The organism is Dryocola baronae, assembly GCF_051297175.1.
Classification (GTDB): Bacteria; Pseudomonadota; Gammaproteobacteria; order Enterobacterales; family Enterobacteriaceae; genus Dryocola.
Map to the genome: position 1 here is coordinate 988128 of NZ_JBINNY010000001.1, position 21565 is coordinate 1009692.

Annotated in this window: 19 protein-coding genes and 3 tRNA genes; 10 read left to right on the forward strand and 12 right to left on the reverse strand. The window is 54.9% G+C overall.

The window, feature by feature from the left end; genetic code table 11:
• Nucleotides 1–1332 (reverse strand): amino-acid N-acetyltransferase, encoded by a 1332-nt coding sequence (gene argA, locus ACSPHG_RS04525; protein ID WP_435952339.1) that lies wholly within the window; start codon nt 1330–1332, stop codon nt 1–3.
• A gap of 234 nt (nt 1333–1566) precedes the next feature.
• Between argA and amiC the strand changes: the two genes are divergently transcribed.
• Complete coding sequence (amiC, locus tag ACSPHG_RS04530) at nt 1567–2817, forward strand: N-acetylmuramoyl-L-alanine amidase AmiC (protein ID WP_435952340.1); 1251 nt, start codon at nt 1567–1569, stop codon at nt 2815–2817.
• Nucleotides 2818–2996: 179 nt separating this feature from the next.
• On the opposite strand, the gene ACSPHG_RS04535 is transcribed toward amiC, so the two are convergent.
• The 3 genes from ACSPHG_RS04535 to ACSPHG_RS04545 form a co-directional block, all read right to left on the reverse strand.
• Nucleotides 2997–3073 (reverse strand) — tRNA-Met (locus ACSPHG_RS04535).
• 60 nt (nt 3074–3133) lie between these two features.
• Nucleotides 3134–3210 (reverse strand) — tRNA-Met (locus ACSPHG_RS04540).
• Between the two features lie 60 nt (nt 3211–3270).
• Nucleotides 3271–3347: transfer RNA gene (locus ACSPHG_RS04545), tRNA-Met, on the reverse strand.
• Between the two features lie 209 nt (nt 3348–3556).
• Here ACSPHG_RS04545 and mltA point away from each other — a divergent pair.
• Both mltA and tcdA read left to right on the forward strand, forming a co-directional pair.
• Nucleotides 3557–4663 (forward strand): murein transglycosylase A, encoded by a 1107-nt coding sequence (mltA, locus tag ACSPHG_RS04550; protein WP_435952341.1) that lies wholly within the window; start codon nt 3557–3559, stop codon nt 4661–4663.
• Between the two features lie 72 nt (nt 4664–4735).
• On the forward strand, nt 4736–5536 hold the full coding sequence (tcdA, locus tag ACSPHG_RS04555; RefSeq protein ID WP_435952342.1) for a tRNA cyclic N6-threonylcarbamoyladenosine(37) synthase TcdA: 801 nt from the start codon (nt 4736–4738) through the stop codon (nt 5534–5536).
• 121 nt (nt 5537–5657) lie between these two features.
• Here tcdA and csdE read toward each other — a convergent pair whose 3' ends face one another.
• Entirely contained in the window at nt 5658–6098 is a 441-nt protein-coding gene (gene csdE / locus ACSPHG_RS04560; RefSeq protein ID WP_435952343.1) for a cysteine desulfurase sulfur acceptor subunit CsdE, read from the reverse strand.
• Nucleotides 6099–7304, reverse strand: coding sequence for a cysteine desulfurase CsdA (gene csdA, locus ACSPHG_RS04565; RefSeq protein ID WP_435952344.1), 1206 nt, complete (start codon nt 7302–7304; stop codon nt 6099–6101).
• A gap of 197 nt (nt 7305–7501) precedes the next feature.
• Here csdA and ACSPHG_RS04570 point away from each other — a divergent pair, with 197 nt between their 5' ends.
• From ACSPHG_RS04570 to rlmM, 4 genes are all read left to right on the forward strand, one after another.
• On the forward strand, nt 7502–7729 hold the full coding sequence (locus ACSPHG_RS04570) for a YgdI/YgdR family lipoprotein (RefSeq protein WP_435952345.1): 228 nt from the start codon (nt 7502–7504) through the stop codon (nt 7727–7729).
• 343 nt (nt 7730–8072) lie between these two features.
• Nucleotides 8073–8990, forward strand: a complete 918-nt coding sequence (gcvA, locus tag ACSPHG_RS04575) for a glycine cleavage system transcriptional regulator GcvA (RefSeq protein ID WP_435952346.1) — start codon at nt 8073–8075, stop codon at nt 8988–8990.
• Nucleotides 8991–9037: 47 nt separating this feature from the next.
• Nucleotides 9038–9433 carry a DUF423 domain-containing protein gene (locus ACSPHG_RS04580; protein ID WP_435952347.1) on the forward strand — a complete coding sequence of 132 codons (396 nt, stop codon included), beginning with the start codon at nt 9038–9040 and terminating at the stop codon, nt 9431–9433.
• On the forward strand, nt 9426–10529 hold the full coding sequence (rlmM, locus tag ACSPHG_RS04585; protein WP_435952348.1) for a 23S rRNA (cytidine(2498)-2'-O)-methyltransferase RlmM: 1104 nt from the start codon (nt 9426–9428) through the stop codon (nt 10527–10529). The genes ACSPHG_RS04580 and rlmM overlap by 8 nt, the downstream gene beginning before the upstream one ends.
• 67 nt (nt 10530–10596) lie before the next feature.
• On the opposite strand, the gene xni is transcribed toward rlmM, so the two are convergent.
• Entirely contained in the window at nt 10597–11361 is a 765-nt protein-coding gene (gene xni, locus ACSPHG_RS04590; protein WP_435955940.1) for a flap endonuclease Xni, read from the reverse strand.
• Nucleotides 11362–11543: 182 nt separating this feature from the next.
• On the opposite strand from xni, the gene ACSPHG_RS04595 reads away from it, so the two are divergent.
• The gene (locus tag ACSPHG_RS04595) at nt 11544–12728 is read left to right on the forward strand and encodes an aminotransferase-like domain-containing protein (RefSeq protein ID WP_435952349.1); all 1185 of its coding nucleotides are present in this window, start codon (nt 11544–11546) and stop codon (nt 12726–12728) included.
• A 105-nt stretch (nt 12729–12833) separates the two neighbouring features.
• Here the strand turns inward: ACSPHG_RS04595 and kdgT are convergent, their stop codons facing one another.
• A complete protein-coding gene (gene kdgT / locus ACSPHG_RS04600; protein WP_435955941.1) occupies nt 12834–13820 on the reverse strand; it encodes a 2-keto-3-deoxygluconate transporter in 987 nt (328 codons plus the stop codon).
• A 414-nt stretch (nt 13821–14234) separates the two neighbouring features.
• Between kdgT and kduI the strand changes: the two genes are divergently transcribed.
• On the forward strand, nt 14235–15071 hold the full coding sequence (kduI, locus tag ACSPHG_RS04605; RefSeq protein ID WP_435952350.1) for a 5-dehydro-4-deoxy-D-glucuronate isomerase: 837 nt from the start codon (nt 14235–14237) through the stop codon (nt 15069–15071).
• A gap of 123 nt (nt 15072–15194) precedes the next feature.
• On the opposite strand, the gene ACSPHG_RS04610 is transcribed toward kduI, so the two are convergent.
• From ACSPHG_RS04610 to queF, 4 genes are all read right to left on the reverse strand, one after another.
• Entirely contained in the window at nt 15195–16559 is a 1365-nt protein-coding gene (locus tag ACSPHG_RS04610; RefSeq protein WP_435952351.1) for an L-serine ammonia-lyase, read from the reverse strand.
• Nucleotides 16560–16643: 84 nt separating this feature from the next.
• Nucleotides 16644–17933 carry an HAAAP family serine/threonine permease gene (locus tag ACSPHG_RS04615; RefSeq protein ID WP_435952352.1) on the reverse strand — a complete coding sequence of 430 codons (1290 nt, stop codon included), beginning with the start codon at nt 17931–17933 and terminating at the stop codon, nt 16644–16646.
• Between the two features lie 460 nt (nt 17934–18393).
• Nucleotides 18394–19758, reverse strand: a complete 1365-nt coding sequence (ppnN, locus tag ACSPHG_RS04620) for a nucleotide 5'-monophosphate nucleosidase PpnN (RefSeq protein WP_435952353.1) — start codon at nt 19756–19758, stop codon at nt 18394–18396.
• A 114-nt stretch (nt 19759–19872) separates the two neighbouring features.
• Nucleotides 19873–20715, reverse strand: coding sequence for an NADPH-dependent 7-cyano-7-deazaguanine reductase QueF (queF, locus tag ACSPHG_RS04625; RefSeq protein WP_435952354.1), 843 nt, complete (start codon nt 20713–20715; stop codon nt 19873–19875).
• Between the two features lie 68 nt (nt 20716–20783).
• Here queF and syd point away from each other — a divergent pair, with 68 nt between their 5' ends.
• Nucleotides 20784–21332, forward strand: a complete 549-nt coding sequence (gene syd, locus ACSPHG_RS04630; protein WP_435955942.1) for a SecY-interacting protein — start codon at nt 20784–20786, stop codon at nt 21330–21332.
• The last annotated feature ends 233 nt before the right edge of the window (nt 21333–21565 follow it).

The following is a 21565-nucleotide window of genomic DNA, read 5'->3' on the forward strand; positions in this document are numbered from 1 at the left end:
TCAGGCCAGGTCAGCCATCAGGATCTTCGAACGACGCTGATAGTTGTACATCTCTTTTTTGCTTTCCGGCAGCAGGTCGACGTCCACCGGCGTGAAGCCGCGCTCCTGGAACCAGTGGATGCTGCGCGTGGTCAGCACGAACAGCTTCGTCAGGCCCATTTGCCGCGCCTGCGTGGCGATGCGCTGCAGCAGGACTTCGCCCCGCGAGGAGCTGCGGTAGTCCGGGTGAACCGCCACGCATGCCATTTCCCCAATGCCTTCTTCCGGGAACGGATAAAGCGCCGCGCAGGCGATAGTCAGGTTGTCGCGCTGGATAATGGTGAACTTGTCGATCTCCATTTCCAGCTGCTCGCGAGAGCGGCGCACCAGAATACCCTGCTGCTCAAGCGGGCGAATCAGTTCGAGGATACCGCCGATGTCGTTGATGGTCGCACGGCGAATCTGCTCGGCGCTTTCCATCACAATCTGCGTGCCGATACCGTCGCGTGAGAACAGCTCCTGAAGCAGCGCGCCGTCTTCCTGATAGCTGATCAGGTGGCTACGACGCACGCCGCTGCGGCAGGCCTTAACCGCCCCGCGCAGGAAGCGCACGGTGCCGGAATGGTAATCGCCGGTGCTTTCCAGCTCTTCGATGCGCTGCTGCGCGTCGTTGGGAAACAGTTCGGAAATAATATTGCCGCCGTCGTCGATGACGCCCTGGGATGAGCAAAAGCCGATCATTTTTTCAGCTTTTAGCTTCACGGCGAGCTGGGTGGCGACCTCTTCGGAGGTGAGGTTAAAGCTCTCGCCGGTTACCGATACCGCCACCGGCCCCATCAGGACGATGGCACCGTTATCGAGCTGGCGATGAATCGCCTCTTCGTCGATGCGGCGAATGCGGCCGCTGTGGCAGTAGTCGATGCCGTCATCCACGCCCAATGGCTGGGCGATGATAAAGTTGCCGCTGACTACGTTGATGTGCGCGCCCTGCAACGGCGTGTTGCCTAGGCTCATGGAGAGGCGGGCGGTGATATCCAGCTGCAATAAACCTGCGGCCTGTTTCACCAGCTCCAGCGTTTTGGCGTCCGTGACCCGGGTGTATTTGTGGTACACCGGTTCGTGATTGTGGGCCGCTAAATTGGCGTCAATCTGCGGGCGCGCGCCGTAGACAACGACCAGGCGGATGCCGAGGCTGTGCAGCAGGCCAATATCGTTGACGATACTTGAGAAGTTTTCATGCTCGATGGCTTCGCCGCCCAGCATAATGACAAACGTTTTTCCCCGATGGGCATTTATATAGGGAACAGAATGGCGGAATCCCTGTACCAGTTCGGTTCTACGTTCCTTCACCACGGCAAACCCTCATTGCATGATTATTCATAATTTCCATATTTTTATTCTTTTATTGCGCGACGTGCAAGCAGCAATTTTCCCATAGGGCAGATTTTTTTCGCCCGCGACCTTTGTCTGTCTTTGAATATGTTTACCCTTTTGAGGATGACAGCCACAGCGTGATTCGCTAAAGTTTTCGGCTAAAAAATATCGCCAACGATTTTTTATTCGAAAAAGATGTCGCTCAGGAGAGCCATGCCAGATTCCAGTCCGTTAATTAGCCGCCGCCGTTTATTGCAGGGCGCGGGTGCCATGTGGTTGTTAAGCGTAAGCCAGGTTGGGCTTGCTGCGGTAAGCCAGGTGATTGCCGTGCGCGTCTGGCCGGCCTCGTCTTACACCCGCGTGACGCTGGAATCGAACCAAATGCTGAAGTACAAGCAGTTCGCTTTAAGCAATCCTGAACGCGTGGTGGTCGATATTGAAGGGGTGAATTTGAACTCGGTGCTGAAAGGCGTTGGGTCGCAAATCCGCGTGGACGATCCTTTTATTAAGTCTGCACGCGTTGGGCAATTCGATCCCAAGACCGTACGAATGGTTTTTGAACTGAAACAAAATGTTACGCCGCATCTCTTCGCGCTGGCCCCTGTCGCCGAGTTTAAAGAGCGGCTGGTGATGGATCTTTATCCGGCAAATATGAATAGCGAGCAGGATCCGCTGCTGGCGCTGTTGGAAGATTATAACAACGGCGATCTCGACAAGAAGATGCCCGCCGAGCAGGGACCAAAACCGGGTAAAGCAGGGCGTGACAGGCCGATCGTTATCATGCTCGATCCCGGACACGGCGGCGAAGATCCTGGTGCCATCGGCCCGAACAAGACGCGTGAAAAAGATATCGTGTTGAAAATCGCCCGTCGCCTGAAGGCGCTGATCGATAAAGAAGGCAACATGAAGGCGTACATGACGCGCAACGAGGATGTATTTATCCCGCTGAAAGTTCGCGTGGCAAAAGCCCAGAAGCAGCGCGCCGATCTGTTTGTATCGATCCATGCGGATGCGTTTACCTCAGGCGCGGCTCGCGGGTCGTCGGTGTTTGCGCTTTCCACCAAAGGTGCCACCAGTACGGCGGCAAAATACCTGGCGCAAACGCAGAACGCCGCCGACTTAATCGGTGGCATTAGCAGAAGCGGCGACCGCTACGTCGATCACACCATGTTCGATATGGTGCAGTCGCTGACCATCAACGATAGCCTGAAGTTTGGCAAAGAGGTGCTAAACAGGCTTGGGCGCGTTAACAAGCTGCATAAAAACAGCGTCGATCAGGCCGGGTTTGCGGTGTTAAAAGCGCCGGATATTCCTTCGATCCTCGTCGAAACGGCGTTTTTAAGCAACGTTGAGGAAGAGCGCAAGCTGCGCACGGCGACGTTCCAGCAGGAAGTTGCGGAGTCTATTCTGGCGGGGATTAAGGCTTACTTTGCGGATGGGGCTACGCTTGCAAGGCGCGGCTAATCTCTCCGTCATACTGCAAGTTGAAGGGGGGTTAGCTGCGCTCGCTTACCCCAGTCACTTACTTAAGTAAGCTCCTTTGTTGCCAGGCTGTAACATGAATTATTTAGGGGATAAGCAATAGTGAAGGGGGATTAGGGGAATTCAGATACAAAAAAACACCCGTTAAGGTGCTTTAAAGTTGGTTGCGGGGGCCAGATTTGAACTGACGACCTTCGGGTTATGAGCCCGACGAGCTACCAGGCTGCTCCACCCCGCGTCCGTAAACTGCTTTTGTTCCCACATGATTTTCATCATGGCGCAGAATCTGCGGCTTAGTTGGTTGCGGGGGCCAGATTTGAACTGACGACCTTCGGGTTATGAGCCCGACGAGCTACCAGGCTGCTCCACCCCGCGTCCGTATACTACTTTACTTCCCACATGATTTCCATCATGGCGCAGAATCTGCGGCTTAATTGGTTGCGGGGGCCAGATTTGAACTGACGACCTTCGGGTTATGAGCCCGACGAGCTACCAGGCTGCTCCACCCCGCGTCCGTGGATGCGCACTATACTCTGCTCGCTTTATGTTGCAACCCTTTTTTTAAAAAATGCTAATTTTGTCACAGGTTGTTGAAAATGACGGCTTTTTGATTAATTTATGTACACCCCTGCCGTGCGGCACGCGTAACGCATTTAATTCTCCCGGCGTGTTTGCTATCTTCGCGTGGCGTGTAGCGGCATAAACCAGGGCGAGGCAGTTAATGAAAGGACGTTGGATTAAGTACATTGTAACGGGCGTAATGGTAGCGGCGTTGGCAGCCTGTTCCTCTAAACCGACTGACAAAGGTCAGCAGTATAAAGACGGTAAGTTTTCCCAACCCTTTTCGCTGGTAAACCAGCCTGACGCGGTCGGCGCACCTATTAACGGCGGTGACTTCGCCGAGCAGGTAAATCAGATTCGTTCCGCCTCCCCAAGACTCTATAACAGCAAGAGCGACGTCTATGGCTCCGTGCAGCAATGGCTGCGCGCGGGCGGCGATACCCGCCAGCTGAGCCAGTACGGCCTGGACGCCTGGCAGATGGAAGGCGCAGACAACTACGGCAACGTGCAGTTTACCGGCTACTACACGCCGGTGGTGCAGGCGCGCTACACCCGTCAGGGCGAGTTCCAGTACCCAATCTATCGCATGCCGCCTAAACGTGGCCGCCTGCCGTCGCGCGCAGAGATTTACAGCGGCGCGCTGGGCGACAGCTATATTCTCGCCTACAGCAATTCTCTGATGGACAACTTCATTATGGACGTGCAGGGCAGCGGCTATATCGACTTTGGCGATGGGCAGCCACTCACTTTCTTCGGCTATGCGGGCAAAAACGGCCACGCGTACCGCAGCATCGGCAAGGTGCTTATCGATCGCGGCGAAGTGAAGAAAGAAGATATGTCGATGCAGGCGATTCGCCACTGGGGCGAAACCCACAGCCAGGCCGAAGTGCAGGAGCTGCTTGAGCAGAACCCTTCATTCGTGTTCTTTAAACCCGCGAGCTTTGCCCCTGTGAAGGGCGCGAGCGCGGTACCGTTGATTGGCCGCGCGTCGGTAGCGTCTGACCGTTCGATTATCCCGGCGGGCACCACGCTGCTGGCTGAAGTCCCGCTGCTGGATAACAACGGCAAATTCAACGGGCAGTATGAGCTGCGCGTGATGGTAGCGCTGGACGTGGGCGGCGCGATTAAGGGTCAGCACTTCGACATCTATCAGGGCATTGGGCCGGAAGCGGGGCATCGCGCGGGCTGGTACAACCATTATGGTCGCGTCTGGGTGCTGAAAAACGCGCCGGGTGCAGGCGCGGGCGGCAACGTCTTTAGCGGTTAATGCGGCTAACTTTCCACCTTCAACGAACGGGCTGTATAATCAGCCCGTTTTTTTATTCCCGAGGATATCCCGATGTCTGTAGTTCTTTCCGATGCCTGGCTGCAACGTTTTGGCGGCACCGCTCGTCTTTATGGGCGTGACGCTCTGCAACTGTTCGCCGAGGCGCACGTGTGCGTCATCGGGATTGGCGGCGTCGGATCCTGGGCCGCAGAAGCGCTGGCGCGCACCGGCATCGGCGCGATTACGCTCATCGATATGGATGACGTCTGCGTGACCAACACTAACCGCCAGATTCACGCGCTGCGGGATAACGTCGGCCAGGCAAAAACCGAGGTGATGGCCGCGCGCATCCGCGAGATAAACCCGGAATGCCGCGTTACCGTGGTGGACGACTTCATCACCGCAGATAACGCCGCCCAGCTTCTAAGCCAGGGCTACAGCTACGTTATCGACGCCATCGACAGCGTGCGGCCAAAAGCCGCGCTGATAGCATTTTGCCGCCGCAATAAAATCCCGCTGGTTACAACGGGCGGCGCGGGCGGGCAAATCGATCCCACGCAGATTCAGGTTACCGATCTGGCGAAGACCATTCAGGACCCGCTGGCGGCAAAGCTGCGCGAAAGGCTGAAAAGCGATTTTGGCGTGGTGAAGAACAGTAAAGGCAAGCTGGGCGTGGACTGCGTGTTTTCCACCGAGGCGCTGGTGTATCCGCAGGCGGATGGTTCGGTGTGCGCGATGAAAAGCACCGCCGAAGGGCCGAAGCGCATGGACTGTGCGTCAGGTTTTGGCGCGGCAACCATGGTCACCGCAAGCTTTGGCTTTGTGGCGGTTTCCCACGTGTTGAAGAAGATGATGGCGAAGGCGCGGCGTTAGTTTTTTGGGGTGAATAGTGGGCGTCGGATGGCGCGTTCGCTTATCCGACCTATAATTTCGCAGTTGAACGCAGGTCGGATAAGGCGTATGCCGCCATCCGACGCTAGCTCTTCACCGTTAATTATTCGCTTGCCGCCTTTCGCACCGCTTCCGCTAATGCCGCCAGCCCGCTGCTGCGCGAGGCGCTTAGCTGATTGCGTAACCCCAGTTCGTCAAAAAGCGCCAGCGGATCTGCGTTGCGCAGCTCTTCTGCCGTTTTTCCCTCAACCGCCGTCAGCAGCACCGCCAGCAGGCCGCGCACGATGCGCCCTTCGCTGTCTCCGTAGAAGTGCATTTTACCGTCCGCCGCGCGCTCGTGACCGAGCCAGACGCGGTTCTCGCAGCCGGCAATCTCAATATCCTCGCGCTTAAGATCTGCGGGCAGGGCTGGCAGCTGTTTGCCGAGCATAATCAGCTGGCGATATTTATCTTCCCACTGCTGGAGCGGCTCGAAGACCGCGCGAAGCGTGTCCGGGGTAATCGTGCTGCCAAACGGATGGCCCGCTAAAAATCCACTCGTCATTTATTCCCCCAGAATATCCAGCGCGCGGTCGATGGCTTTCACCAGCGCGTCCACGTCGCTTTGCGTGTTGTAAGGCGCGAAAGAGGCGCGCAGGGTGCCGCTGACGCCCAGGGCGGCGAGCAGCGGCTGTGCGCAGTGCTGCCCGGCACGAAGCGCAATGCCCGATTCTGCGAGCAGCGTGACCATATCGCTGTGGTGAACCCCTGCAAAATCAAAGGCCAGCAGGCTCGAGTCCTGACAGCGGAAGCTGCGAAAGCCCGGTCGCTTCATCAGTTCGGCTTCCGCAAGCGTTGCCAGGCCTTGGCTGTAGGCTTCGGCTTCCGTAACGTTGATTTCGGTAAGCCATTCCAGCACGGCGCTCAGGCCAATCACCCCCGCAACGTTTGGCGTACCCGCTTCGAAGCGATAGGGCACCGCCTGGGTTTTGAAGCCGTCGAACGAGACATGGGTGATCATTTTGCCGCCGCCAAGCCACGGCGACATGCCTTCCAGCAGTGCGGTTTTGCCGTACAGCGCGCCGATGCCGGTTGGGCCGTAGAGCTTGTGGGCGGAAAAAGCGTAGAAGTCGATGTTAAGCCGCTGCACGTCCGGCGGGCAGTGAACCACGCCCTGCGCGCCATCGACCATGACGACAGCCCCCACGCCATGAGCGAGGGTGATGGCCTTCGCCAGATCCGGGCAGCCCCCGGTCACGTTCGACATCTGCCCAAGCGCCAGAATTTTAGTGCGCTCGTTTAGCAGGCCGGGGAGCAGCGTAAGGTCTGCCAGTAAGTCTTTACCTATCGGTAATTTGACGATTCGTGCGCCGGTCTGCTCGGCAACCATCAGCCACGGCACGAAGTTAGCGTGGTGTTCCGCTTCGCTGATGATGATTTCGTCACCGGGCTGCAGGCGCGGACGTGCGTAGCACTGGGCGACCAAATTAATGGCTTCGGTGGTGCCGCGCGTCCAGACGATATCTTTTCCCGATGGGGCATTAAGCAGGGCCGCAACGCCGTCGCGGGCGGCTTCGTATCGAGCCGTGAGGCGCTGCGCCGTTGGGAACTGGCTGCGATGAACGTTGCCTGCGCTAAGGCTATAAAACTGCTGGCTGGCTTCAATTAAAGCCTGGGGTTTTAACGCCGTTGCCGCGCTGTCGAGATAGACGCCAGCATCCGCCAGCGCCGGGAATTGGCTGCGAAAATGGGCGGGATTAAATGCTTTCATGGTTGTCCTCGTTTCAATGCGTAGATCGTGGCGCATTTCTTAAGGCTGCACAAGGCGTGTGTAACCCTCAGAATATTCTGGTTAACCTGGCAAAGTCAGAAAAGAGAGTTATGCTAATTATTGTTAGGCTAAGGTTTCAGCCTGTAAGCAGAAGAGATTTAAGTAGCATTAAAATCTACATACAAGGAGAAGGAAATATGAATAAGGCAGCCGCAATTGTATCTGCATGTATGATGACTTTCGCACTAGCAGCATGTTCCAGCCCGAACTACGTCATGCACACCAATGACGGACGTACTATCGTCTCTGATGGTAAACCTAAGACCGATGATGAAACTGGCATGATTAAGTATAAAGATGCCAACGGTAACCAGCAGCAGATCAACCGTTCTGACGTGAAAGAAATGGTTGCGCTTGAGAAGTAATTTTTAAGCAAAAAAAAGCACCGCTTTAAGCGGTGCTACATTAATCACTATGGACAGACAGGGTAAATGTACAGGAAGTGAAAAAGGGGTAGCTTAGCTACCGGGGTCTGGAATGCCAGACCAATTGCAAACACAACAACACAACATCACAACCGTAAGCCAAAAGCCCTCCAGAACACGCATTCCAGATAACTTTTCGTTCCGGCTCAGGAAGTGCCGCCACTATAGGTATTTGCTGGTGCATCCTCAACGGACAATTTATAATGGCTCAGATAAAAAAAACTAATAGGTTAATGTAAATTACCTGTTTGTTAACAGCCATTAACAATTAAGCCTGTCAACTATGTCCAAGCGCTTGCCACCTCTGAATGCATTACGCGTTTTTGATGCCGCCGCACGTCACCTGAGTTTTACCAAAGCGGCCGAAGAGCTTTTCGTCACACAGGCGGCCGTTAGCCACCAGATTAAGTCCCTTGAGGACTTTTTAGGGCTAAAACTGTTCCGTCGCCGCAACCGTTCCCTGCTGCTAACCGAAGAAGGTCAGAGCTATTATCTCGATATCAAAGAGATTTTTTCCCAGCTCACCGAGGCGACGCGCAAACTCCAGGCCCGTAGCGCGAAAGGCGCGTTGACGGTAAGTTTATTACCGAGTTTTGCCATTCACTGGCTGGTGCCGCGGCTGACAAGCTTTAACTCAGCTTATCCGGGAATCGACGTGCGTATTCAGGCCGTCGACCGTCAGGAAGATAAACTTTCCGATGATGTAGACGTGGCTATTTTCTACGGGCGCGGCAACTGGCCGGGCCTGCGCGTTGAAAAATTGTACGCTGAATACCTGCTGCCGGTGTGCTCCCCGATGTTGCTGACGGGTGATAAGCCGATCAAAACCCCGGAAGACCTCGCAAACCACACCCTATTACACGACGCCTCGCGCCGCGACTGGCAAACCTACACCCGCCAGCTGGGCGTGAGCCATATTAATGTGCAGCAGGGGCCGATTTTCAGCCACAGCGCCATGGTGCTGCAGGCCGCGATTCACGGGCAGGGGGTTGCGCTGGCGAATAACGTTATGGCGCAGTCGGAAATCGAAGCGGGCCGCCTGGTCTGCCCGTTTAATGATGTTCTGGTGAGCAAAAATGCCTTTTATCTGGTTTGTCATGACAGTCAGGCAGAACTCGGTAAAATAGCGGCATTCCGGCAGTGGATCCTGGCGAAAGCCGCCAGTGAGCAAGAAAAGTTCCGCTTTCGTTACGACCAATAAGTAAATCTTCGCGCGGTTGTGCCGCGCCTTACCTTTAGGGTTACACCATGACCAGCCGTTTCATGCTGATTTTTACCGCTATCAGTGGCTTTATTTTCGTTGCCCTCGGCGCCTTTGGTGCGCACGTATTGAGCAAATCTCTTGGCGTTGTGGAGATGGGCTGGATTCAGACGGGCCTTGAGTATCAGGCGTTTCACACGCTGGCTATTTTTGGCCTTGCGGTGGCGATGCAGCGCCGCATTAGCATTTGGTTTTACTGGAGCAGCGTTTTTATGGCGCTCGGTACCGTCTTATTTAGCGGCAGCCTTTATTGTCTGGCGCTCTCGCATTTACGCCTGTGGGCGTTCGTTACACCCGTCGGCGGGGTCTGTTTCCTCGCCGGCTGGATTTTGATGTTGATTGGTGCAATGCGCCTGAAACGTAGGGGCGTAAGCCATGAATAATAAAGTTATTTTGTACTGCCGCCAGGGCTTTGAAAAAGAGTGCGCGGCAGAAATTACCGATAAAGCGGGCCAGCGGAACGTCTTCGGTTTTGCCCGCGTGAAAGAAAGCAGCGGCTATGTCATCTTCGAATGCTATCAGCCGGAAGACGCCGACAGGCTGGCGCGGGAGCTGCCGTTTAGCGATCTGATCTTTGCCCGTCAGATGATCGTTGCGGGCGAGCTGTTAAAGGATCTTCCGCCGGAGGATCGCATTACGCCTATTACCGGCATGCTGCAGGGAGTTGTCGAGAAGGGCGGCGATCTGCGCGTTGAGGTTGCGGATACCAACGAAAGCAAAGAGCTGATGAAGTTCTGTCGTAAGCTAACCGTGCCGCTGCGTTCCAGCCTGCGCGAAGCGGGCGTGCTGACCAACTACGAAACGGCGAAGCGCCCGGTGGTGCACGTCTTCTTTATTGCCCCAGGCTGCTGCTATACCGGCTATTCCTACTCCAATAATAATTCACCGTTCTATATGGGCATTCCGCGTCTGAAGTTCCCATCCGACGCGCCAAGCCGTTCAACGCTCAAGCTGGAAGAGGCTTTCCACGTCTTTATTCCCGCAGACGAATGGGACGAGCGCCTGGCAAACGGTATGTACGCCGTGGATTTAGGTGCCTGCCCTGGCGGCTGGACCTATCAGCTAGTGAAACGCAACATGTGGGTTTCCTCCGTGGACAACGGCCCGATGGCGCAAAGCCTGATGGATACCGGCCAGGTGACGTGGCTGCGTGAAGACGGTTTTAAATACAAGCCAACCCGCAGTAACATTTCGTGGATGGTGTGCGATATGGTGGAGAAGCCTGCGAAGGTCGCAAGCCTGATGGCAACCTGGCTAGTCAACGGCTGGTGCCGGGAAACCATTTTTAACCTCAAGCTGCCGATGAAAAAGCGCTATGAGGAGGTTTCCCAGAACATCGCCATGATCCGAGAAAAGCTGGAAGAAAACGGTATCAGCGCGCAGATTCAGGCGCGCCAGCTCTACCATGACCGTGAAGAAGTGACGGTACACGTGCGCCGCATGTGGGCAGCCGTCGGCGGCCGCCGCGACGAGCGCTAGGTTCCAGGTTTAATGTCGGGTGGCGCAATGCTTACCCGACCAACAAACAACCATCGTCATACCCCGCCTACGAGCGGCCGCTGGGCAACCTCAGCTGCTGCAAATTCCCGTCCAGCTTTAAATCCGTTTGCAGACGCGCGACCTGGCGACAGGTGAACGCGCTTTCTTTATGCTGCTCCAGCTTTTTGCGCCACTTCTCAGGCACTTCGTCCAGCCGCTGATACAGCTCCTCAAGCGTTGAAAACTGGTTTATCAGCTGGGTCGCGCTTTTGGGCCCGATGCCCGCCACGCCTGGAATTTTGCTGCTGCTGATGCCCGCAAGCCCCCAGAAATCTGGCAGCTGCTGCGGCTGAACGCCGTATTCCTGGGCGATGAACGGCGCGTCCAGCCAGCGTTTCTGGAAGTAGTCTCGGATTTCGATGGTTGGGGCAAGAAGCTGACAAAAGCCTTTATCCGTGGACACGATGGTCGCGCGATGACCGCCCGCCGCGAGTTTGGCGGCAAGCGTGGCGGCGAGATCGTCCGCTTCGTTTCCCTGCGAGTGCCAGCATGCCACGCCGCGGCGGGTGAATGCCTCGCGGATGGAGGCCATTTCAAGCTGCAGGTTTTCCGGCATCGGCGCGCGTCCGGCTTTGTAATCTGGCAAAACCTGGTGCCGCCAGCCTTCGCGGCGGTCTTCATCGTCAAACACCGCAACGGCATGCGTCGGCTGGCTGTGGGTAATCAACAGCTCCAGGGCATGCAGGCAGGTATCGGCGCAGGGCGAGCCCTGTACCGCGTGAATGCGGCGAATCAGATTGAGGGCGTCGACGATAAGTAGATGAATGCTCATAAGTTTTGCACTTTCCATAATGACTTCCTCCACTTTACCACTTCCCCCGCCGGGCGGCGAACGCGCGTTCTCTTTTCAGGAAAGCGCCTCGCAATTTTCACAATGAGTCGCGTAGAAAAGGCATTGCTTATTAATTTGATTGCTATGTATATTTTAACGAAGAAAAAAACAGAGAAAAATCCATGATCAATAGCACACACCTCGCACAACGTATCCAGAATCTCCAGCCGTCAGCCATTCGTGAACTCTTAAAGCACAGTAAAATGCCGGGCGTCATTTCTCTTGCGGGCGGCATTCCTTCGAGCGAACTGTTTGATAAAGAAGGGCTGGCCCAGGCCACGCAAATCGTAGTGGAGCAGAATTTTAATGACGCGTTCCAGTACGGCCTGACGGAAGGGAACGTGGAGCTTCGCCAGCAGCTGGTGGGGCTATGCCAGGAGCGGGGCATCACCACCAGTCCTGACCAGCTGCTTATCACTTCCGGTTCCCAGCAGGCTCTGGATTTACTGATCCGCGCGCTGGCCGATCCGGGCGATGTGTTCGTCGTTGAGCGCCCGACCTACCTTGCGACGCTGCAAATCCTTAGCCTCACCGAGGCCACCGTGAAGTCAGTAGGCGGCGACGAGCACGGCATGATCGTTGACGAGCTGGAAGAGCTGCTCAAAACCACGCGTATCAAAGCCGTTTATCTGGTACCGACGTTTGGCAACCCGAGCGGCACCACGCTTAGCGCAGAACGCCGCGAGAAGCTGGTGAAGCTGGCGATCGCGCATGATTTTGTGATCGTCGAGGACGACCCGTACGGCGCGATTAGCTTTACCGAAAACCGCGAGAAAACCCTCTTCCAGGTGGCGGCTGATATGGGCAACCATGCGAACGTGGTTTATACCTCCACCTTCTCCAAAATTCTGGCACCGGGCCTGCGCGTGGGCTGGATTATCCTGCCGGAGTGGATGAAGCAGAAAGTAGCGATTATCAAACAGGCCACCGACCTGCACGCTAACTCTTTCTCGCAGTCTCTGGTTGCGGCCTATCTTACGCTGGGTCGGTTGAACCCGCAGATTGCGCAGATCCGCGAGGCGTATAAGCAAAAATGCCTCAGCCTTTCACATCATTTGCAGGAAGAGCTTGGCGAGCACATCAGCTTTAACCAGCCGCAGGGCGGTATGTTCCTGTGGGCGAAGTTCCGCTACGAGTTTGATACGACCCAGTGGCTACAGCAAACGCTGGCAAAAGGCGTGGTTTACGTACCGGGCGAGTTCTTCTTTAGCGACAATGCGGATAAGGGAACGCTGCGTTTCTCGTATGCCACGGCTTCGGAAGAGCAGCTTTTTGAGGCGGTTAAGCGCCTGAAGTCGGCGCTTTAAACGGGGATCCGGCGGTATTTGCGGTAGTGGGTGGATGGCGATTTCGCTTATCCACCCTGCAATTCTTGTCTATGTCGGGTAAGCGTAGCGCTATCCGACATATTTTTACGCCACGTTCTCCTGCACCAGCTCTTTCTCTTTCACCTTTCCGGCCACGCGGCGCGAGTAGATCGCGGTAATAATCGGCACCAGAATCGCCGTGACGATGACGCTTGCCGCGACCAACGCCGTTGCGGATGCGGCAACCGGTTCGAATGCCGGGTTGATTTGCGCGATTATGACCGGGTTTGCCACCGCCGCACCTGCGGCAGATGAAGCCGCAATGCCTGCCGTACCGTTACCGCCACCGATGAATTTATCCGCCAGAATCAAAGGAATGCCGGTAATGACGATAACGGCGACGCCCAGCATGATGCCCAGCAGTCCGGTATCCATAATCACGTTCAGGTTGATGGTATTACCGAGCGCAAAGCCAAAGAACGGGATGAGCGTTGGTGTGGCTTTGCTGAAGAAGGCGCGGAAGTCGTGGTCCAGGTTGCCCAGCGTGAAGCCAATCAGGAACGGCAGTACCGCGCCGATAAAGTGGTGTGGTTCAAACGAAGCAAGCCCGGCGGAGCCCAGAATCACCATGGTCATCAGCGGGCCTGATTCAAGCGACATCAGGACGAATGCGCCTGACTCTTCTTTGGTGCCGTACTGATTCATCAGGCTGGCGTACAGGCCGCCGTTGGTCATGTCCATCGCGGAAACCAGCGCCAGAACGGACAGGCCTGCGAACATCCCGGTCTGAATACCTTCATCGGGGATAAACGATGCTGCAATCATTGCAACAACCCAGGCAACGGCAATTTTCGTGATCACCAGCGTGCCGGATTTACGCAGTACCGTGCCGGTGGCGCGTAAATCAATTGAAGCCCCGATACAAAAAAACCAAACGGCAAGAATAGGGACGGTGCCGGTAATCATTCCTTTAGTAAATGAACCGAAGTAGGCTCCGGTCTCTGGCGCAAAGGTATTAAGTATTGCGCCAAGCAGCAGGGGCACCAGCATCATCCCTCCAGGGATGCGTTCAATCGTCGCTTTAATCTTCATCATTAATCCTCGTTACTCTTTATTGAGCGCCTGCCCCTGGCAAAAAAAGGCCGCAAGGGTTCGCAATAAAAAGTGCTTAACTTTTATTGGGTTATAAAATTTATTTATTACAGGTAATAAACATTACTCTGTAGGACTGGCCTGTGTACCGCTATGAATGAAGGTTTCCGGGTAGTTGCGCTCCGAAAGTAACTTTATGTCTGGTACTATCCATTGATCGGAATTATGATTCAATCAAATTGAAACAATATTTCAATTTAGATCACATTATTCGCGGGGTCGCGCTGATAAAGTATTTGGCAAGGCGATTAAATGTAAATGATGTGTAATTAAATATATTTAAATTGCAGTTTTTTATTAATGATAACGGTGATGTTTGCCATTACCGTTCGGGTATGCCAGTGAGGAGATAAGATGGACATTCGCCAAAGCATTCATAGCGATCACGCAAAAACGCTCGATACTGCGGGTCTGCGCAAAGAGTTTCTGGTCGAGACGATTTTCACCGCCGATCGGTACACCATGACCTACAGCCATATTGACCGGATTATCGTGGGCGGCGTGATGCCGGTGACGCGTTGCGTAAGCGTAGGCGGGGAAGTGGGCAAGCAGCTCGGCGTGAGCTACTTCCTTGAGCGCCGTGAGCTGGGCGTGATTAACATCGGCGGGCCGGGAACCATTACGGTCGATGGTACCTGCTATGAAATTGGCCATCGTGACGCGCTGTACGTCGGTAAAGGGGCTAAAGAAGTGGTCTTTGCGAGCGTAGACGGCGCAAAGCCCGCTCGTTTTTATTACAACTGTGCCCCGGCGCATACCGCTTATCCAACCAAACGCGTGACGCCAGCCGATGTCTCGCCGGTTACCTTGGGCGAAGATGTCACCAGCAACCGTCGCACCATCAATAAATACTTCGTGCCTGACGTGCTGGAAACCTGCCAGCTGAGCATGGGGTTAACCGAGCTTGCGCCGGGCAATCTGTGGAATACCATGCCGTGCCACACGCACGAACGCCGCATGGAGGTCTATTTCTACTTTGGCCTGGAAGAGAATAGCTGCGTGTTCCATATGATGGGGCAGCCGCAGGAAACGCGTCATATCGTGGTGCAGAACGAGCAGGCGGTGATTTCGCCGAGCTGGTCAATTCACTCGGGCGTTGGCACTCGTGCCTATACCTTTATTTGGGGAATGGTAGGCGAGAATCAGGTGTTCGACGATATGGACCACGTGAAGGTCGGGGATTTGCGTTAATCCGTCTGTGGCGGTTGAGTCGGGTGGCGATACGCTTGTCCGACCTATAAAAGATGAGTAGTAGGGCGGATAAGCGTAGCGCCATCCGCCAATAAAAAGGCCCTCCACGAGGGCCTTGTGTTTTTAATCGCAGGAAACCTTCATCGCCAGCCCGCCGCGTGAAGTTTCGCGGTATTTGGCGTTCATGTCTTTGCCGGTTTCATACATCGTTTCGATAACCTTATCGAGGCAGACGCGCGGCTCGCTGGTGCGCCTTAGCGCCATGCGCGCGGCGTTTACCGCTTTGACGGCGGCAATGGCGTTACGCTCGATGCACGGTACCTGAACCTGTCCGGCAACCGGGTCGCAGGTCAGCCCAAGGTTGTGCTCCATGCCGATTTCTGCAGCGATGCAAACCTGCGCCGGGCTGCCGCCCAATAGCTCCGCAAGACCGGCCGCCGCCATGGAACAGGCCACGCCTACTTCACCCTGACAGCCGACTTCAGCGCCAGAAATCGACGCGTTCATTTTGTACAGCGAGCCAATCGCGCCCGCCGCCAGGAAGTAACGCGCGCAGGAGTTTGCGTTTACTTCGCGGATGAACTTGTCGTAATACGCTAGCACCGCAGGGACGATACCGCAGGCACCGTTTGTCGGCGCGGTAACCACGCGGCCACCGGCGGCGTTCTCTTCGTTGACCGCCAGAGCAAACATGTTGATCCAGTCGACAACCGCCATCGGGTCGGAGTTATTTTTATCGCTGCTGACCAGCATTCTGCGCAAGGCTGCGGCGCGGCGCGGTACGCGCATTTTGCCCGGCAGCACGCCTTCGGTGGTAATGCCGCGCTCGATGCCGCTGCGCATGACGGCCCAGACGCTGGCGAAATGCTCGTCGATTTCCGCCTGGGTGTGCATTGCACGCTCGTTCTGCATCATCAGGCCGGAAAGGGACAGGCCGGTAACATCGCAGTGTTTACGCAGATCGGCGGCGCTTTTGTACGGGTAGGGCACCGTCACTTTTTGCGTGTCTTCCAGCCCAAAGTGCGCTTCATCGACGATAAAACCGCCGCCGATGGAATAATAAGTCTGGCTATAAATAGCCTTATCGCCCGCCATCGCGGTGATGCGCATGCCGTTTTCGTGCAGTGACAGGTTGTCGGCATGGAAATTCATGCAGCAGTCTACCGGGAACTCCACTTCGTGCGCGCCATTTGCCAGCATCAGGCGGCCGTGGGTGTTCACATCCTGAATGAAGTGCGGAATGGAGTCGATATCCACGGTATCCGGCAGGTTCCCCGCCAGGCCCATAATAATCGCGATATCGGTATGGTGGCCTTTACCGGTCAGGGACAGTGAACCGTAGACATCAACAATGACGCGGGTGGCATCGTGCAACATTCCTTTGGCGATTAAATCGTCAGCGAACTGTTTGCCAGCCTTCATCGGGCCGACGGTATGAGAGCTGGATGGCCCGATACCGATTTTGAAAATGTCGAATACGCTAATCATGATGCGTCCATTGCGTGAGTGACTTGAAGAGGGGGAGAACCGCCCGCAGAAAGCAGGCGGTTGAACACTAATCGCTGTACGAAATTAGCTGAACAGAGAGTAAGAGATAGCGGAGATAGCAATCAGACCCATCACCACAACGAAGACGTTGCTGATGTGGCCGCTGTATTTACGCATCGCAGGCACTTTCTGAATCGCGTACATCGGCATCAGGAACAGAATCATCGCGATGATTGGGCCGCCCAGGGTTTCAATCATCCCCAGGATGCTCGGGTTCAGAGTGGCAACAATCCAAGTGGTTACCAGCATGAAGATCGCGGTGATGCGGTTCAGCTTGTTGATTTCGATGCTTTTGCCTTTGCCGCGCAGCGTTTTAATCACCATACCGTTAAAGCCTTCACGTGCGCCCAGATAGTGGCCGAGGAAGGATTTGGTAATAGCCACAATCGCGATGATAGGTGCCATCCAGGCAATAATCGGCGCGTTAAAGTGGTTAGCCAGGTAAGACAGGATAGAGATGTTCTGTGCTTTCGCTTCCGCCAGGTTCGCAGGTGACAGGCTCAGGACGCAGCTGAACACGAAGAACATTACGGTCAGCACCATCATGATGTGAGCGAATGCCAGGATGCGGGAGCATTTCTTCTCAGCGCCTTCGCCGTACTCTTCACGCTTGGCGACCGCGAAGGAAGAGATGATCGGTGAGTGGTTAAAGGAGAACACCATTACCGGGATTGCCAGCCACAGGGTCATCCACAGGCCGCTGCCGGTAGCAGGCGTGCTGCTAAAGGACAGGGTTTCGAATATCGCGCCGCTCCAGTTAGGAATCAGGTACAGCGCCAGCAGCATCAGTGCGATAACGAACGGGAACACCAGAATGCTCATCGCCTTAACGATCATCTGCTCGCCGAAGCGAACGATAGTCATCATGCCGACAATCAGAATCAGGGACAGAATGGCGCGCGGAGGCGAAACCATGCCCAGCTGGTGGGTAATAAAGCTGTCTACGGTATTGGTGATTGCCACACTGTAAACCAGCAGGATTGGGTAAATCGCGAAGAAGTAGAGCAGGGTAATCAGCTTACCTGCACCAACGCCGAAGTGTTCTTCAACAACTTCAGTGATGTCTTCGCCCGGGTTTTTACCGGACAGCACAAAGCGGGTTAAGCCACGGTGTGCAAAGTAGGTCATTGGGAAGGCCAGCACCGCCATAATCAGCAGTGGGATCAGGCCGCCGACGCCTGCGTTAATCGGCAGGAACAGCACGCCAGCACCGATAGCGGTGCCGTACAGGCCCAGCATCCACATGGTGTCGGACTTGCGCCAGGAACTTTTTGTCTCAGCAGAGGCAATACTGCCGGTTTGTGTGGTATCCATCAACTTCTCCAGAAGAAACATAATATTGCAAAAATTCAGTCAATAACGAGGCTAATCGTACGACCGTTGAAACTAAATTCTGTGTCTGGGCTTTTTTCTAGTAATTTTGACCCGTAACTATTGGCGGGCGGAAAGATACATTTATGTAATCAATCTATCAGTGATCGCGATCCCAATTGCAAGAATCCACCATTAATGGGGTTATCAGTGGCATTTCACTCTGTTCGTGATCCGACCAGCCATATTTAAGCGCGCAAAGCCTATCATTTGCGAAAGATGCGATAAATTAACCATGGGTAAATAATTCGTTTTTATCTACATAAAGTGGCTTTAACAGCATTTTCGGCAGGTAATTGCACAATTGACATAATGTTCAACGGAGGTGTTGGATAGCAATCGTTTGGCTTGATAGGCGGGATGAATAACTAAAAGGGCGACATAACTGTCGCCCATGGGGAAATCAGGTGCAGATTTCGTAACAGGGAATGTAGGCGCTGCCCGGAAGCTTCATGCGGTGCTGCGCGACAAATCCCTGCAGCAAATCGTCCATGCGTTTCATCATCTGAACGTCGCCGTGAATCTTATACGGCCCGAATTGCTCGATAGCGCGAATGCCGCTTTCCTTGACGTTACCCGCCACAATGCCCGAGAACGCGCGGCGAAGCGCAGCCGCCAGTTTTTCCGCTGGCTGGTTAGGATGCAGGTTAAGATTCGCCATATTTTCATGGCTTGGCTCAAACGGCATCTGCAGATCCTGCGCGATGCGAATCGACCAGTTGAAGCTGTAGGCATCGCCGGTTTCGCGGCGGTTTTCTTTCACCTCCGGCATCGCTTTTTTCATCAGCCTGGCCACTTCAGGTGCGTCATCGATGATGATTTTATAGTGACGACGCGCCTTTTCACCGACGGTACTGACGATGAATTCGTCCAGCACGCGGAAATAGTCTTCGCTTTCTTTCGGGCCGGTGAGTATCAGCGGCAGCACCTGATCGTGGTTATGCGGATTCATTAGAATGCCCAGCAGATAGAGCAGCTCTTCTGCGGTGCCGACGCCGCCCGGGAAGATAATAATGCCGTGGGCGATACGGACAAACGCCTCAAGGCGCTTCTCGATATCAGGCATGATAATCAGCTCGTTAACCAGCGGGTTTGGCGGTTCGGCAGCGATGATCGACGGTTCTGTCAGGCCAATAAAGCGGCCTTCGCGGTAGCGCTGCTGCGCCTGGCCCACGGCGGCACCTTTCATTGGCGCTTCCATCGCGCCTGGCCCACAGCCGGTACAAATGTTCAGTTCGCGCAGGCCTAGCTGGGTACCGACACGGCGAGCGTACAGGTATTCGGTTTCGTTAATAGAGTGCCCACCCCAGCAGACCACGAGGTTTGGCGCCTCGCCAACGTGCAGCGCGCGGGCGTTACGCAGAATCGAAAACACCATGTTGGTGATGTGCGAGGAGTCTTCTAAATCGAGGTTTGGAAAACGACCGGTGTTAGAAAGCTGGCCGTTTACGAACAGGATATCGCGCAGTACCGCGAACAGGTTCGCCTGCAGAGCGCGGATAATACGGCCATCCACGAAGGCTTCATCGGGTGGATTAATCAGTTCGAGTTTGACGCCGCGTTCACGGCGCAACACGTTAATATCAAAGTTTTCATAGCGCGAGAGAAGTTCTTTACTGCTGTCGGTCTGGCTGCCTGAGTTAAGGACGGCAAGCGAGCAGTTGCGGAACAGTTGATAAAGGTCGCTGCTGGCCGTGCGTTTAAGCATATCGACTTCCAGCTGCGACAACATGTCCATTGAGCCAAGCGGGCTAATATGTGTAATCAAGTTAACTCCTTACGGAGCGAGTGTGCCGCTCCCACTGATTACAATAGCCCTGCCGCGTCAAATTTAACAACCCGAAAACATTAATCCCTGCTTGCCCTGCGAGATGTTTCGCATTTATTGACGAACAAGGCGGCCAAATGCCGGGAGGAAATCGGTATTGGTGCGCCACGGGTTGATGTCTAAACCGCCACGGCGCGTATAGCGCGCATATACGCTTAGCGACTGTGGGCTGCAAAAACGCTGAATATCATTGAAAATTCGCTCAACGCACTGTTCGTGGAACTCGTTGTGGTGGCGGAAGGAAACGAGATAGCGCAGCAGTTTTTCACGGTCGATGCGCGGGCCGCGATAGCGGATTTGTACGGAACCCCAGTCCGGCTGATGGGTGATAAGGCAGTTGGATTTCAGCAAATGGCTGACCAGCGTTTCCTCGATGACCTCTTCCCCAGCGGCACCTTCAAGGTAATCGGCGTTGAATTCGTAGCTGTCGATAACGATGTCCTGGCCGTCGATACATTCGCCGCTAAACGCCGCGATTTCCTGGCCTTCCAGCTCGTGTAAACGGAACAGCACCACGCTGACGTCGCCCTGCGCACAGGCGCTCAGATCGCGTTTAAGGGTTTCCTGCACGGTTTCCCAATCGCTAAAGCGCGTTTGGTTGAAGCTGTTCAAATAGAGCTTAAAGCTTTTGGATTCCACCAGATTGACGCTGTTTGCATCCAGTTGAACGTGGCCAACGGCAACCTGCGGCAGACCATTGTCGTTGAGCCAGGAGAGTTCGTATAGCGTCCAGATATCGCCACCGCTGAACGGCAGGTTATCGGCGTGCAGCCCGAGCGGGTCGCGGTTCAGACTGCGCGGTACGGCCTGAAGCAGCGTCGGTTCGTAGTGGTCCTGGTAAGCGGTTGGCTTACCCAGCGTCAGGCTGCTCAAGGCCTGGTGTTTTTCATAAGACATGTTTCACCAATAGAATACGGGTACAATCGGCCTTTATTGTACCGCAGGCTTAAGTGAGTGAGAAATTGATGGATAACGACGTGCGCCAGGCGCTGGAAACCTTCACCGAACGTTTTTGCACGCTGTGGCGTGAGCAAACCGGCAGCTGGCCTGCAAGTGAAGATCTGTACGGTGTCCCGTCACCCTGTATCGTTACGACCACCGGTAGCGACGTGCGCTGGCAGCCGCAGCCTTTTTCTCTTGATACCGATCTCAGCGCCGTTGAGCGCGCGATGGATATCTCGCTCCAGCCAGCCGCCCACCAGTTCTACACCACCCAGTTTGCCGGGGATATGCCCGCACGCTCTGGCAGCGTGGCCCTCACGCTCCTGCAAGCCTGGAGCGAAGACGATTTTCAGCGCGTGCAGGAAAATCTGATAGGCCATCTGGTGACGCAAAAGCGCCTGAAGCTTTCACCGACGCTGTTCCTTGCCACCACGGTTGATGAAATGGAAGTGGTATCGCTGTGCAATCTCAGCGGCGAAGTTTTGCTGGAGAAACTTGGCACAAAGCAGCGTACAACGCTTGCGCCAACGCTCGCAGCTTTCCTGGAAACGCTTGAGCCAAAGGTTATTTAGCGGCACTTGCCGATTGCCGGTGTGAGAGATCTCTTACACAAGCTGTGAGAGATCGCTAAGTTTTTGTAAGCCATAACGCCGCTTAATCCCTGATCACATAATACTAATCAATGAGTTAGTGCTAATCATAATGGCCTACAACTGAAACTTATGGGGAACTTTACTGTCGGGTGCCTTGTCATAAGCGGCCAAATATTAGATCCTATGTTCATCGACAGGGAGTCGGGTAGTGA